This is a genomic window from Chitinophagales bacterium (assembly GCA_041392475.1).
In the GTDB taxonomy this organism is placed as follows: domain Bacteria; phylum Bacteroidota; class Bacteroidia; order Chitinophagales; family UBA2359; genus JAUHXA01.
Map to the genome: position 1 here is coordinate 1,229,027 of JAWKLZ010000002.1, position 14,701 is coordinate 1,243,727.

General features: G+C 38.0%; 14 protein-coding genes. 8 read left to right on the forward strand and 6 right to left on the reverse strand.

Translation table 11 applies throughout. The annotated features are described in order from the left end of the window. Nucleotides 1-152: 152 nt before the first annotated feature. Entirely contained in the window at nucleotides 153-857 is a 705-nt protein-coding gene (locus R3E32_18315; GenBank protein ID MEZ4886689.1) for a YqaE/Pmp3 family membrane protein, read from the reverse strand. Between the two features lie 304 nt (nucleotides 858-1,161). Here R3E32_18315 and R3E32_18320 point away from each other — a divergent pair, with 304 nt between their 5' ends. Both R3E32_18320 and R3E32_18325 read left to right on the forward strand, forming a co-directional pair. Then, nucleotides 1,162-2,154 carry a DUF3089 domain-containing protein gene (locus R3E32_18320; GenBank protein ID MEZ4886690.1) on the forward strand — a complete coding sequence of 331 codons (993 nt, stop codon included), beginning with the start codon at nucleotides 1,162-1,164 and terminating at the stop codon, nucleotides 2,152-2,154. Nucleotides 2,155-2,256: 102 nt separating this feature from the next. Further along, nucleotides 2,257-2,607, forward strand: coding sequence for a hypothetical protein (locus R3E32_18325; GenBank protein ID MEZ4886691.1), 351 nt, complete (start codon nucleotides 2,257-2,259; stop codon nucleotides 2,605-2,607). Nucleotides 2,608-3,391: 784 nt separating this feature from the next. Here the strand turns inward: R3E32_18325 and R3E32_18330 are convergent. The 3 genes from R3E32_18330 to R3E32_18340 form a co-directional block, all read right to left on the reverse strand. Next, complete coding sequence (locus R3E32_18330) at nucleotides 3,392-3,868, reverse strand: hypothetical protein (protein MEZ4886692.1); 477 nt, start codon at nucleotides 3,866-3,868, stop codon at nucleotides 3,392-3,394. 124 nt (nucleotides 3,869-3,992) lie between these two features. Then, nucleotides 3,993-4,190 carry a hypothetical protein gene (locus tag R3E32_18335; GenBank protein MEZ4886693.1) on the reverse strand — a complete coding sequence of 66 codons (198 nt, stop codon included), beginning with the start codon at nucleotides 4,188-4,190 and terminating at the stop codon, nucleotides 3,993-3,995. A gap of 315 nt (nucleotides 4,191-4,505) precedes the next feature. Next, nucleotides 4,506-4,940 carry a hypothetical protein gene (locus R3E32_18340; protein ID MEZ4886694.1) on the reverse strand — a complete coding sequence of 145 codons (435 nt, stop codon included), beginning with the start codon at nucleotides 4,938-4,940 and terminating at the stop codon, nucleotides 4,506-4,508. A gap of 116 nt (nucleotides 4,941-5,056) precedes the next feature. Here R3E32_18340 and R3E32_18345 point away from each other — a divergent pair, with 116 nt between their 5' ends. From R3E32_18345 to R3E32_18360, 4 genes are all read left to right on the forward strand, one after another. Then, nucleotides 5,057-6,463, forward strand: a complete 1,407-nt coding sequence (locus tag R3E32_18345; GenBank protein MEZ4886695.1) for a hypothetical protein — start codon at nucleotides 5,057-5,059, stop codon at nucleotides 6,461-6,463. A 141-nt stretch (nucleotides 6,464-6,604) separates the two neighbouring features. After that, nucleotides 6,605-7,258, forward strand: a complete 654-nt coding sequence (locus R3E32_18350; protein MEZ4886696.1) for a hypothetical protein — start codon at nucleotides 6,605-6,607, stop codon at nucleotides 7,256-7,258. Nucleotides 7,259-7,278: 20 nt separating this feature from the next. Next, a complete protein-coding gene (locus tag R3E32_18355) occupies nucleotides 7,279-7,953 on the forward strand; it encodes a hypothetical protein (protein ID MEZ4886697.1) in 675 nt (224 codons plus the stop codon). Nucleotides 7,954-7,998: 45 nt separating this feature from the next. Next, the gene (locus R3E32_18360; protein ID MEZ4886698.1) at nucleotides 7,999-9,222 is read left to right on the forward strand and encodes a cytochrome c peroxidase; all 1,224 of its coding nucleotides are present in this window, start codon (nucleotides 7,999-8,001) and stop codon (nucleotides 9,220-9,222) included. 96 nt (nucleotides 9,223-9,318) lie between these two features. On the opposite strand, the gene R3E32_18365 is transcribed toward R3E32_18360, so the two are convergent. Next, nucleotides 9,319-10,587 (reverse strand): GWxTD domain-containing protein, encoded by a 1,269-nt coding sequence (locus R3E32_18365; protein MEZ4886699.1) that lies wholly within the window; start codon nucleotides 10,585-10,587, stop codon nucleotides 9,319-9,321. Nucleotides 10,588-10,699: 112 nt separating this feature from the next. Here R3E32_18365 and R3E32_18370 point away from each other — a divergent pair, with 112 nt between their 5' ends. Next, entirely contained in the window at nucleotides 10,700-12,181 is a 1,482-nt protein-coding gene (locus tag R3E32_18370) for an NADP-dependent isocitrate dehydrogenase (GenBank protein ID MEZ4886700.1), read from the forward strand. 206 nt (nucleotides 12,182-12,387) lie between these two features. Here R3E32_18370 and R3E32_18375 read toward each other — a convergent pair whose 3' ends face one another. After that, complete coding sequence (locus R3E32_18375; protein MEZ4886701.1) at nucleotides 12,388-12,957, reverse strand: Kazal-type serine protease inhibitor domain-containing protein; 570 nt, start codon at nucleotides 12,955-12,957, stop codon at nucleotides 12,388-12,390. A 216-nt stretch (nucleotides 12,958-13,173) separates the two neighbouring features. Between R3E32_18375 and R3E32_18380 the strand changes: the two genes are divergently transcribed. After that, on the forward strand, nucleotides 13,174-14,643 hold the full coding sequence (locus R3E32_18380) for an oligosaccharide flippase family protein (protein MEZ4886702.1): 1,470 nt from the start codon (nucleotides 13,174-13,176) through the stop codon (nucleotides 14,641-14,643). Nucleotides 14,644-14,701 lie beyond the last annotated feature (58 nt).

Sequence of the window (14,701 nt, forward strand, 5' to 3'; positions counted from 1 at the left end):
AAAAAAAAAATAACCATCTTAGACACAAAGATAAATCTATCAATCAACCTTTAACAAATAGCAAAACGCCCTAAGTTTGATTTGTCAAACTTAGGGCGTTTCCATTATAATTATTTAATAATCAATTGTTAATTACCACCATTACTAAATCACTAATAATCTTCACCATATACAATCAAGGCATGGATGATACCTGGTAACACAAATAACAAGGTCAACACAAGATTCAACCAAAAAGTAGAACCGATACCTCTACCGATGGCAACAGAAGCCGGAGGTAAAAAGAAAGCCAATACCAACCGAAGTATCTGATTATCACTTGCAGCCACTTCTTGACCATCTTTTTTGGCCTCTTTCATGGCTTTTTTCTGAATTTTTATTTCCTTCATTAATGTCTGACGTACTTCCTTTTTCATCGTCCGCTTCTCTTTCTTAGAAAGCGTAGAATTACTCGCCAAGATTTCCATCTTTTGTTGGGCATCTTCCATTGCAGAACTCATAGCCACAGGTTGTTCAGTAGCAGTTGAAGAATTAAAAGTGGGTGTGTCAACTGCCAAAATTACCTCCTCATTGCTTGCAGTCATGATAGGTGTTTCTGATAAAACAGACAGATTTTCACTCACTTCAATGTTTTCTTCTATAATTGTTTGTGAAGATATTTCCGCTTTCATTGTTGCAGTAGAAGTCGGCACAATACGTTCAGTTTTAGCAACATAAGAACCTGTTCCTTGACCTGTGATTTTGAGGTCTTTATAGTATTCAGCTACTTCTGCTTGAGTCATTTTGGAGGACGAACAAGAGCTAAAAAACTGACAACATAAAACAACAACAGCGACTAATAATAAAGAGTGTTTCATTTTTTTCATACCAAAAATAAAGGTTTAAAAGTTTAAAAAATGGTTTTACATTCTAAGGAGATGAATTTGCAGAAAAGTTGCATTTCCATTCCTAAAAACAGCGTTATAACGCTGTTTTTTGCCAAAAGTTAACTTCTTTAAAAAATCAAATTCAATCATCAACCGTATTCTTAAAATTAATATTTTGTGAATCAATGTTTTATTGAAGTAAAAACTATATTTTATTTTGATTGCATACTTTCTCTTTCAGAACCTTCCTACTTGTTTACCGTTTGAATGAAGAACCAAATTATACTGTTGACGAATGAGATTTTTATTATTAATCACCTTTGTAACTGCTTTGTTGTTAAGCTGTTCAAGCACTAAAAATGTGCAATTTACCACAAACGTTGCTGCTCCTAATTACAGCAACAACGATCATTGGGCATCGCTTCCTTCCAAAAAAGACCCTGCCGATTTGGTGCCTGTGAATTCCCTCAAAAATGAGCAGGAAACTGCCAAAGTCGATGTATTTTTTGTGCATCCCACTACATTCACCAAAGGAGATGCATGGAATGTATCTATTGACAACCAAGAAATTAACGACAAAACAGATGATTCGACCATTAAACTCCAAGCGAGTGTTTTCAATGGTAGTGGTCGAATCTATGCACCCCGTTACCGTCAGGCAAATTTGAAGGTTTTTTACAAAGAAACGGGAACAACTCAGGCAAAACAGGCTTTGGATTTGGCTTATGAGGATGTGAAAACTGCTTTTCAATACTACCTTGACAACTACAACGATAAACGCCCCATCATCATCGCAAGTCACAGTCAAGGCACACTACACGCTACTAAGCTGGTGAAAGAGTTTTTCGACAATCCCGAATGGAAAGACCGTTTGGTAGCGGCTTATTTGGTAGGTTATCCTGTCCGCCCCAATGACTTCACATACATCGAACCCTGCAAAATGGCAGCCCAGACAAACTGCTATGTGAGCTGGAACACAAAAGGATGGAACTTTGACATGACCCCGTTCTATAAAGACGCAACTGCTACGAACCCAATTAATTGGACGATTGATGGCACTTACGCAAGCCGTGAGGAAAACAAAGGTGGTGTATTGAAGGGTTTTGATGAAATCAAGCAAGGTATCAACGATGCTCAAACCAAAGATGGAGTGATTTGGATTCACAAACCCAAAATACCGTTTGCCTTTTTGTATTTATCTAAGAACTACCACGTTGGAGATTACAATCTTTTTTGGATGAATGTGAGGGAAAATGTAGCGGAAAGGGTGGCGAATTATTTGAAGTAAAACTTATAATTACTAATGAAATATAGGCACTACTGCTTCATTCTAACTGTTTGTTTTATAGCAATTGGATGTAATCAAACCCCGAAACTAACTTTGGCGGATTTGAGATTCGTGAATTATGAAAAAGATGCTATCGCTGCAAATGGGATTCACAAAACTTTAGCTATTTCAAAAAACAAAAAACAAAGACCTGAATCTTCTGATACCTTGGCTGTTTATAATTACGACCAAAACGGCAATACTTTGGAAGAAAATTACTATGTGTTTTTTGGACCTTCAATAGATTACGAGTATGATAGCCTTGACTTTCTGACTCAGAAACGATATACTACCGATTTTTCGGCAAGATTTGTTATCAGTTATGCACTTATTCCTGATAGTTTTCTATTAAAACAGTTTTGGGTAGGTTCAGATACAGATACTTGCTATTTTAGATTCAATAAGATGGGATAATTAATTGAAGCTATCGAATATACAAATGATGAAAGTCGTGGAATGCATCACCAAAAACTTTATGAATACGATGATTCACAACAACTTAGTAAACTCACATCAAAATCACTAAATTCTCAAAGATGGGTATTTGAACATGAATTCCCTCAAATAGACAGATTTATTGCTACAACAATCATAACAGACTTCTTTTATACAGACCAAAAATTGGATTCAACGATTACCAAGTACCACTATTCTTCAAATCCAAAATTCAATTTTAAATCCAAGACCATATACGATGAAAATGGGCTAAGGTACAAGACAATTGAAAAGGACACAATCATTACGACTTACATTCATGAGAAAATAAACTAAAAAAGGCTTCCAGACAAAACTTCTTTGCATTATAGTTCCCCTGCAATTAACAATATCTCATTCTCAATTTTTACAGGTATCCAAAGTCCATCATTTTTTAATTCTTCAAGGATGAAGGGGCTTGTATTAGAGAGCATTTTAAGCATTCTCAAAATCATTTTGTAAATCCTCTATTTTTGTGCGAAACAAAGAAAACCCATATTTCTCCATGTTTTTCATAAAGGTTTGTTTGTCGACACCTATCAAAGTTGCTGCTTGCCCCAATGATTTTTTTTCTCATGCATATAAACTTGAAGTCAACGAAAAAAGAAGATTTTTTTCATTTACTTCCAAACTATCAGGAAGTTGTAAAGTCAGTGTTTTCATGTTTAAATTATTTTCCTCAAAATATCTTAGACTTCAATAACAACAATAAAAACTTTTACCTTCAATGCACCCTTTCCAAACCCTTCAATTCTACTCCATAGTCGTATTGCAAATCTTCATGCAAAGCGGTGATTTTCTTTTTGATAAATGCAATTTGGCGGTAGTAGAGATTGCGTAGGCTTTCGCTGTTGGTGTGCGGAAATTTTTGTACTCTTTGACAGAAGTAAATCAACAATTCTACCTCTGTTTCTTTCTTGAGAGAATAGCGAATGTAGGTCTTGACCCTCCTCAAAATCTTGCGGATGCTCTTGTTGATGAAGTAGTAACTTTGGGTGTTGATTTGGTCAAAGGCTTCATTCATTTCGCTTTTCACTTCTGCAATGTAGTTTTCCTCGTCAGGGGCTTCAAAAAGCAGATAAGTGAGTAGTTCTTTATTTTCTTTTTTGAATTTGGACAAGCGCAAGCAAAGTTCGAGCAGTTCTTTGGCACTGCGGTTGTTGAGTTCATCTTTGAGTTGTTTGACGGTGGCAGTTTTCATACAGTCAAGATTGTGAGATTAATTTTCATGCTTAAAGATAGTAATTATTTTATCTGTTTCTTTGGGTAATTCTGGTTTCACAGTGATTGTCAAAATATGGATAAAAGTAAAATCATTGAAGAAATCACTGCTGAAAATCAAATTGCACCAAATCCGTTTCATCCTCTTCTGATTCTATCAATTCGATTCTTACTTCAATGTTGTTTTCTCTTTTATTGGAGGGATATACTGGTACACCACCTGCTATCCCTACTCCAAAAACAGCCAAGATTATTAAACACACAAGCGCCAATAGCCTCAATGAACTTTTGATTTTTTTCATTTTAATAAATTAATGAATGACTAATATTTATTTCGAAGATTGGAATTTAGGGATGCTCAAAAAATAAGTCACCGATTAGGGCTTTTGAAACTTCGTATCAAAGTATTTGCAACATTTTAATAATCAAACACTTGCAAAAAACAAGATTCAAAAGTCTTCACTTCAAATGTGGAGTTTATTTTTCTGTGATTTAGGATGATGAGCTATCTCAACAATAGTTCGTGCAATTTTTAATGAACACAGAGGCACGGAGGCACAGAATTTTGATTATCAAATAATTAGCAAAATAAAAATTATCTTCTAAACTGTTGATAATTAAATTGTTGTGATTTCTGCACGAACTATTGATCCCAATAAATAATAAGATAAAGCCTTGTCAGAACCTTGGGGAATAGTTTTGACTGGAAGAAAATAGGGAGTGGAGATGTAAAGACAAACTTGCTTGAAAGTGTTGTTTATATGCAATTTGTACAATGTGTCATTTACCACTAAAACATTTGCAATGTATTCTTTGAAGTTATTGAAATATCTACTCAAAGGCGTTTGTTCAAATGCCTTTTTATAAGAAATGATGGATGGAGCAACCATCCGTTTTTGTGAGAGAATCCATTCTGTTTGAGTTACCGTTTGCTGCTGCAATGAAATATGGAAAACATGTCCCGAAAAAACAAAAACACTCAAAAATAGGGCTGAAATAAGCCCCCATTTTGAAGGTTTGTTATGGTGATATATTGAAGGTATCTTTGTCATTTCTATTTCGAAGATACTTGTTTTTTCTTTAAAATTCACTATTTTCAATCGACTTTCGTTCATTTGTCATTTACTACACATGCTACAAATAGACTAACCTTATACCTTCCTAAAACATGCAAACCAAACTTACTTCCCTTTTGGAGTCTTTAGACGTTTACGAGGCAAATCGTTGTCGCAAGTTTTTGCGCTCACCTTTCTTCAATGAAGATGAGCGATTGGTGCGTTTGTTTGATCTCCTAATCCCAAATACCTCCAAAACACCTATCTCTAAAAGCGAAATTTGGCTGCAATTGGAGGGAGAAACTCCTTATAAGGATGTTAAGTTTCGGCGGTGGTGCTCGGATTTGACCAAGTTGGTGCTACAATTTTTGGCGCAAGAAATCTATCAAAATACGGTGATGCCCGAACAACTGTACCTCATTGAAGTGGTACAAACCCGCAACTTGGAAAAATTCTACCACAGCAGTTTTCAAAATGCTGAAAACCTGTTATCCAAACAAAAGCACAGAGATAGCGTGTTTTTCTACCACGAATTTAAACTCAATGAAGCCCAGCAAAAACAGGAGTTTGCGACGAAAGGACATTCCGAACAAACGAGCTTTGATGTGCTAATGCAACATTTGGATGCCTTCTATCTCACTCAAAAGTTGCGCTACTATTGTCATTGGCTCAATTATCGTAAAGTGCTGCGATTGGAGGGTGACATGCAAGTTCCTTTGATGACTGAATTGATGCAATTCATTGAAGCAAATAAGGTGAATCAAATGCCTGTGGTGGCGATTTACTACCAAATTGCCCTTACTTTATTGGATGACAATGATGAAAATCATTACCACGAACTCAAGCGACTGTTGGAAGTTCACAGTCATCTTTTTAGTTCTGAAGAAGCATGGGAAATGTATGGTTATGCTTTGAACTACTGTATTCGAAAAATAAATAGTGGGGCAGAATACTTGGCTGAATTATTTGGTTTGTATCGAGTGACGCTCAACAAAGCGGTTATCTTAAATGATGGACAGTTGGATCACCAACACTTCAAAAACATGATTGCGATTGCGCTGAGATTGAAGCAGTTTGACTGGGTGACAGATTTCATCGAAATCTATCAAAACAAACTACCCGAAAAAGTGCGTGAAAATGCCTACACTTATAATATGGCAAGAGTGTATTTTTCCAAAAAAGAATGGGACAGGGTTATTGAATTGTTGCAGCAAGTAGAATATGATGATGTGTTTTACAAACTCGACTCCAAAGCCCTTTTGCTCAAAACTTATTATGAATCAGGAGAATGGCTGGTGTTGGATTCTTTGATTGACAGCTTCCAAATACTGCTCCGCCGAAACAAGGAAATCTCAAAACAACACCGCAGCAACTACCTCAATTTGGTGAAATTTGTCAAGAAGTTAAATAGCTTGACATCGAATCATCCTACCAAAATCAAAGCATTGAAGGAAAAAATTGAAGCGACAAAACAGGTGGCTGATAAAGGATGGCTTTTGGAAAAATTGGAAGAATTTTGAGATAAGTTACTTTGCTTTTTTTACATGTTCAACTTCCAAAAAGCAACGTTCTGAATACGAAAAACGTTTTTTAATTGTAGTATTTACGGCATTTGAGAATGTCCTCTTTGTCTTGCAATCATTTCTTTACAAACCCCTTACATGAAAATAATTGCACTTTTGATAAGCCTATTGGTTTGCAGCCTACTCGAAGCTCAGGAAAAGGTGTTTTTCCCTACGGAAGAGCGAAGTACTGAAATTGGGCTGAATGTCACATCGGTCATTTCCAGTTTTGTCGATTCCAATAACGGCAGTATAAATCCAGGAGATTTCCCGTTGGTGGTGAAAGTGGCAAAAAACAACAAGGCATGGCGATTCGGTTTGGGATTGGATTTCAAAAGTCAAAGGGATGATGGAGTTATTTCGTTTGAAACAACGACAAAGACAAGTGAGGTGTTTACCAAATTTGGGCGAGAATGGCGACACCTTGTGGCCAAACGAGTAGTGGCTTATTATGGTGTGGATGTATTGTGGAACTATGTTTCGGAACAAAATGAGGTGTTCTCCAACACTGATTTTGTATCTCTACAACTCAGCAATATGGGATTTGGCGGTGGGCCTGTATTTGGATTGCAGGTAGCCTTGAGTGAGCGAATGTTGGTAAGTTTTGAAGGTTCTCTATATGGAGTCGTGACCCGTTCTCATGTGAAAGAAACGTTTAATCAAAACCCGATTTTTAACAAAGACGAAACGAATTGGTTGTCGGATGTGAAAATGAATATGCCGCAATGGTTGTATTTAATCGTTCGATTTTAGTATATTGAAGAAGTACCACAATGAAAAAAGTAATTTTATTTCTCACGATTGGCTTCTTCTGGTATTCGCTAGGTTGGGCGCAACAAAACGACAGTAAGAAGGAAGCTATTTTTGAAGTACAAAAAGTAGATTCTACTGCAATTGTCAATCAATTTGGAATGAACCTAACTCCTTTGTTGGTGCAGCTTATTCCTCTGAATCGAGGCACTACACGAACGGGGCCTTATGGATTTAGCTACAATAGGGTCAATGCCAAAAATAAGTTTTTTAGATTGGGATTGGGCGTACTTATCAATGATGAGGATTTAAATAATTCCCATCTCAATTTGCGGATCGGAGGTGGTAAAATCAGGAAAATTAGCGAAAAGTGGCATTTGACCACGGGCTGGGATTTCGTAATATTTGGGGGCAGCTTCAATGTGCCAAGTAGCAACGAAGACGATGATGGAGGCATTGGTTTTGGACCTTTTATGGGGCTTCAATACTACCTCACCAAAGACATCAGTTTGTCGACCGAGAGTTTTTTGTTTATGGGTACGACCGTCAATACGCCTGTTACTTTCCGAGTAATACCACCTGTGAGTCTGTTTGTGAATATAAATTTTGTAGCTACTCCCAAAAAACGTTTTAGAAACAGAAATAGAAGTATTCAAAATATGGAAGAAGATTCAAAACCTTTCATCGAAAGAAATTAAACATTAACATAAAATTTTGTTCATTACTTTATAAATCAACCTTCTATGAAAAACTTCAAAAAACTGACCCTTTGTAGTTTGACGGTATTGTTGCTGTCTGTTTTGGTGTGGAGTTGTCAGAAAGACATTGTAGTGTCTTCTTCTCCTTCAACGCCCTACCTTCCCGCCACCGTTTTGAATTATTCTCCTACCGATATACCCGATCACTTCAATGGCGCATTGCCTTTTCCTTTTATCACCAACGAGGACAATGATATTGTCAATGGTTCGCCTATGTTGGACATCAATAGCGACATTGCGACTTTGGGTCGTGTGCTGTTTTACGACAACCGTTTGTCGCTGAACAACACTATTTCTTGTGCTTCTTGCCACAAACAAGCCAATGGTTTTGCTGACCCTGTTTCATCGAGCAAAGGCTTCAAAGGAAAGGTAACACCGAGAAACTCGATGACGATTGTGAATCCGATTCTCAACAACAATCTTTTTTGGGATTCAAGGGTATCAAGCATTCGTGGCTTGGTCTTAGAACCCGTTCAAAACCACATCGAAATGGGTATGGAGTCGGTGGATAAACTGGCAGTCAAACTTTCTGAAACGTCTTTTTACCCCGAACTATTCCAAAAAGCGTATGGCAGCAGTGAGGTGACAGAAGAGCGCATTGCAGATGCACTTTCGCAGTTTTTGATGAGTATGTTGTCTTACAAAGCCAAATGGGATGAGGGTGTTGAACAAAATTTTGCAAACTTCAATGCCTTGGAATTGATGGGAAAAGAATTGTTTTTTAGCGAAAGAACGCAGTGCAGTGGATGTCACAGTGGGGTGAATTTCAGCGCACCCGATGGATTTGGCAATTTTGATATGGTTTTGTTGGGCAATAGAGAGGGTGACTTTATAGATTTTGGCGGCTTTGAAGGAGGAGGTGAATATTTTGAGTCACAGGGTACAGCAAACATCGGTTTGGATGTGGTGTATGACGACAACGGTAGAGGAGATGGAAACTTCAAGATTCCAAGTTTGCGAAACATCGAATTGACCGCACCTTATATGCACGATGGCCGCTTCAATACTTTGGCTGAGGTAATCAATCACTACAACGAAAACATTCAGCCACACTCAGATCTGGACAATAAGTTTAGGTCTTCTAATGGTACACCTCGTCGCATGAATTTAAGTGATTTAGAAAAGAGGGCTTTGGAGGCGTTTTTGACTACATTGACCGACGATACTTTTGTGAAAGATGTCCGATTTTCTGATCCTTTTTTGAAGTAAGGTAGGTCTGCTTTGAAGCATTTAGGAGCTTTTGAAACGCCTAATAGATTCCGTTGAATTTATTAGGCGTTTTGGTTTTTATACAATCAATTGAGTTTACTTTGATTTACTCGTCTTTCCAATCAATCCTTTCCGCCACTCATACACTGCTCGGTGCCAACTATCTTCATAATAAGAACTTCGAACCAATTGCGGTTCTGTTCTAGCGAAAGCATGGGGCATATCTTCAAAAGTAAAACTAATTCGGTCTTGTGAAGAAGTGCTTTCATAAATCCATTGTTCTGATTGGGATTCTTTGTAAACTACATCAGGCTCACCATAAATAACCAAGACCACTCCCCTATCTGTTTTCCAGCCTTCTTTGTAGGTCGTAAAAAAATCGTTGGCACGCTGTACTCGACCATAAAATTCCTTCACCAATACCTTTCCTCTATCAAAACTGCCTGCTCTATCCAACCAAAAACTATCTACGGCTGCCCTCGAATCATCTGCACGAATCATTTTTTCAAACTCCTCACTTCGGGTAATGTACCGCAATGCCTCCACCAAATCTTTGGCATCTGCAAGTTTGGGAAAACGGTTGTCCACACCGACCAAAATCAAACCTACTCCCTCTGCCTCTTTCACCTGAACAGAATAAGTGCCTATTTTACTAAGTGTAAAAGAACCATCTGTTGTAAAAGTGCTGTCCATTGCATAAATATAAGGGCGTTTTCGCTCTGTCTTGAAAGTAGGCAAGGCCAATTCTCGAAAAGGCGGATGATATTTTACCTGCAATGTTGTCAAAGGTTCATTGCGGTACTGAACCCTAATACGACTATTTTGTTGACTGTAATTGTCAAACAAAACCTGCTTATTGTAGGCATTTGTTGCCAAAAAACTCTGTTCATTGAAGGTACTGCCTTTTCTTACCACTTCTTCCAAATAGTAGTTTTTGAACGCAACAGCATCAGAAACGATAATTTTCAGTAAATAATCTTGTCCATCAGCCACTGCAATGCGATTTTTGAGGGTCGCAAAAGTGGACAGTTGCTGCGATTTTTTCACTTCAAAATTGGCGATGAGGCTGTAGAGAATGTTTTTGGCGTTTAAGTCTTTGTATAGTTCGTAAGTCACCTTCAAATGAGCATTTTGAAGGCTATCCAACTGCAATTTATCTACCGGAAAACCCAGATAAATATCTGCGCTGTCTTTTGAAGTGTGGTGAATTTTGAGGTGAATATTCGGAATCGTGGGAGATTCTGCATAAAGGTAGGCTTGGTTGTATTTTTTTAAGTTCTTGCTTTTACTAACTTCTTTGCTTGAATTGCAAGCATAAATCATACACATACAACAAATTGCAGTAACAAAAAGTATTTTTTCCATCGTCATTGGCTTTGATACAAATTTAACAAAAAACAGGGAAAGTCGAATTTTTGTGGCAAAATAGCCAAGCAAAATAGCTAATTTTGTGCTCTTAAAAAAAAACAAGACATACATGAAGACACCTATCACAGTTGCTTATGGCGATGGCATCGGTCCAGAAATTATGAAAGCTACCCTATCCATCTTGGATGCGGCAGGAGCTGATTTACAATACGATGTAATAGAAATCGGAAAAGAAGTATATCTAAAAGGAAACCAAACAGGTATTGCCCCCGAAAGTTGGGAAACGCTGCAAAAGAACAAAGTCTTTCTGAAAGCACCCATCACTACTCCTCAAGGTGGCGGCTTCAAAAGCCTGAACGTAACCATCCGCAAGACCCTTGGTTTGTACGCCAACGTGCGTCCCAGTCGGGCCTACACCCCTTTTGTGCCAAGCAATTTTCCTTCAATGGATTTGGTCATCATTCGTGAAAATGAAGAAGATTTGTATGCAGGTGTTGAGCATCAACAAACTGCCGAAGTCATTCAATGCCTCAAATGGGTATCTCGTCCAGGAACCGAAAAAATCGTTCGTTATGCCTTTGAATATGCACGAGCGCACAATCGGGAAAAGGTAACCTGTATGACCAAAGACAACATTATGAAACATACCGATGGTTTGTTTCATAAAATATTTAATGAAGTGGCCAAAGAATATCCCGATATCGAAAGCGATCACTACATCATTGACATTGGAGCGGCAATGTTGGCAGCTGCACCTGAACGTTTTGATGTAGTCGTAACGCTCAATTTGTATGGCGACATTATTTCGGACATCACTGCACAAGTTGCAGGCTCTGTGGGATTGGGCGGATCTTCCAATATAGGTGATAACTTCTCGATGTTTGAAGCCATACATGGTTCTGCACCCGATATTGCAGGAAAAGGGATTGCGAATCCTTCTGGTTTGATCAATGGTGCCTGCTTGATGTTGATGCAACTGGGCAAAGCCGAAATAGCCGAAAAGATCCAAAATGCGCTGTTGCGAACTTTAGAAGACGGTATTCATACAGGTGATATTTACCACACCAACAAAAGTACAAAACTCGCCAATACACAAGAATTTACAACGGCAATCATCGAACGATTGGGCAAAAAGCCCCGCAAAATGAAACCTGTTATCCTCAACAAAAATAGCAAACCCATTGAAGTGAAAATCACACCTTACAAACCTGTGAAAAAAGAAATGGTGGGTGTTGATATTTTCTTGGACTGGACAGAAGACAACCGAAATCCTGAAAAACTAGGTAGTAGATTGAAGGAATTGGCGGGTGATTTACTGCAATTAGAAATCATTACAAATCGAGGGGTAAGGGTTTATCCTGATGGTATGCCTTCTACTTTTTGTTCTGATTATTGGTTGTGTCGTTTCGTATCCAAAAATTCTATGATGACCAACGACAAGCATGAAACTAATGTCGTACATACCATTAAAAACCAAGATGTGATTGCGCTACTTCAACGAGTTACTGACGCTCGCCTCAATTTTGTGAAATTGGAGCAGTTGTTTTACATAGACGGGGAAAGAGCCTATTCATTGGGGCAGGGAGAGTAGATTACCTCCTTTTAGGAGTCCGTCTTACATTCATAATCTGTTGAAAAAACAAAAAAAGGTTTGATACATTCGTGAAAGTGTATCAAACCTTTTTTTTGTGTCTTTGATAATTCTTATTTTTGTGCTTTGGACAAAAAATCTAATAACAATTAAGCTAATGACTACCAAACACTTAATGCCTTTGTTTCTTCATCCAAAGTCTAAAACTACTTGCATTTTCCTTTTTTGGTGGAAGTAACGCCTGCTTTTTGGGCCAAACAAAGGTTGTTATAGGTTTTACCATTGCAGCCACAGACAGGACTGTAAAGCGTTGGACAAGTCTGTTGTGGATTTATCTTCGCTTCATCGACACATTCCATTGGAATAACTGGAGTTCCTGCTGGGCATTTTCCTTTTTTGACGGAAGTAATCCCCATTTTTTCTGCTTCACAACTGTTGTTGTAATTGCGTCCATCACAGCCACAAACTGGGTTGTAGAGAGTAGGACAGTTTTGTTGAGGGTTTACTTTTGATTTGTCAACACAAGGTTTGTTAATTGGAGTTGGGATAGTCCCTGCTGGACATTTTCCTTTTTTGGTGGAGGTAATACCCTTTTTTTGGGCCTCACAAAGGTTGTTGTAAGTGCGTCCATCGCAACCACAAACAGGGCTGTAAAGCGTTGGACAAACTTGATCGGAATTGACTTTACTGGGGTCAATACAATTTTGAGCTTCAAGGTTTAAAAAATTGGTAATCAAACCAAAGCAAAAAAGCAAAGAATAGATTAGATATTTCATATTTTTGATTTTTGAAGTAAAAAAAATAGAGAAGTTAACCCATATTAGACTTCTTCTCAAGAAAATTAGTTTAGAAGAGTTGAAAAAATATTTTGCACTGCAATGTATTTGTACTATCAACTCCTATTCCTTGATGCAGATTTTTGCAAAAATGTTACCGCAAAAAATCAAAAAAATACAGTAAGTTGCACTTCAATTACCAATCTTTCTATTTCCATGTCTTTATTCAAACGCCTTGCAGGTCAAACTGCCATTTATGGATTGAGTAGCATCGTTGGTCGCTTGCTCAATTATTTGTTGGTACCGATTTATACCCGTGTTTTTCTGCAAGCGGAATATGGAGTGGTAACAGAAATGTTTGGTTATGTGGGGTTTTTGATGATTGTGTTTACCTACGGCATGGAAACCTCTTTCTTTCGCTATGTCAAAGACAAAGCCTATTCGCAGAAAGTCTTCAGCACGGCGGTCATCTCGCTTTTGGTATCGAGTGTAGTTTTGATGGTATTTTTTATTGGAATGGCGCAACCGATAGCCAATCTGATTCAGTATCCCGATCACCCAGAATATATTATTTGGTTTGCCTTGGTTTTGGGTTTTGATGCCATCGCCTCGATTCCTTTTGCGAATTTGCGCTACGAAAACCGTCCGATTCGGTTTGCAGCCATCAAAATGGTGAATATTTTTACCAACATAGGTCTGGTGCTATTTTTTGTGGTATTGGCTCCCCGAATTGCAGATGATTTTGCTTTTGTACAAGCGATTTACAATCCTGATATACGAATTGGTTACATCTTTCTCGCCAACTTAGCGGCAAGTGCATTGACGCTTTTGCTACTTTTACCAGAGTTCAAAAAGGTACGGTGGGAATTTGACAAGGTATTGTGGAAGAAGATGTTTTGGTATGCAATGCCCTTGATGATTGCAGGTTTTGCAGGGATTGTAAACGAGATGTTGGATAGGATTTTATTGAAGTATTTGCTGCCTTATGACTTGGAAACCAATCAAGCACATTTGGGAGTCTATGGAGCATGTTACAAACTTTCGATTCTGATGACCTTGTTCACCCAAGCTTTTCGCTATGCTGCCGAGCCTTTCTTTTTTGCCCAGTCTATACAATCTAATGCCAAGATGGTGTATGCGGTGGTGATGCGGTATTTTGTGGCAGCAGGGATTTTGATTTTTTTGGGGGTGACTTTTTTCATAGATATTTTTAAAATCCTTATTGGAGAAAATTTTCGAGAAGGGCTCTACATTGTTCCGATTTTACTACTCGCCAATTTGTGTTTGGGGATGTATTACAACCTCTCGATTTGGTACAAATTGACCGACAAAACCCCTATTGGTGCAATCATTGCGGTCATCGGCGCAAGCATTACCATTGTGCTGAATGTTTTGTTGATTCCTTCAATTGGCTATTTGGGTTCGGCTTGGGCAACCTTGATTTGTTATGCTTCAATGGTCATAATTTCCTATTTTTGGAGTCGAAAATACTATTTGATTCCCTACGAAATAGGGCGTATTCTGCAATATTTGATAATCGGAATAGGCTTGTTTTTAGTTGACAAACAGCTCACTGCAATGCCTTTAGGCGGAATGGTTTTGTATGGATTGAAGGTAGCGATATTGTTGGGTTATGTGGGTTTTGTGTTTTGGAAAGAGAAGACAGGTAGAATGATTCCCCATTAGTGATTTGTGAGTTTAGATTTTATTTACCTTGTTACTTTCACTTCAATGAGCATACGTA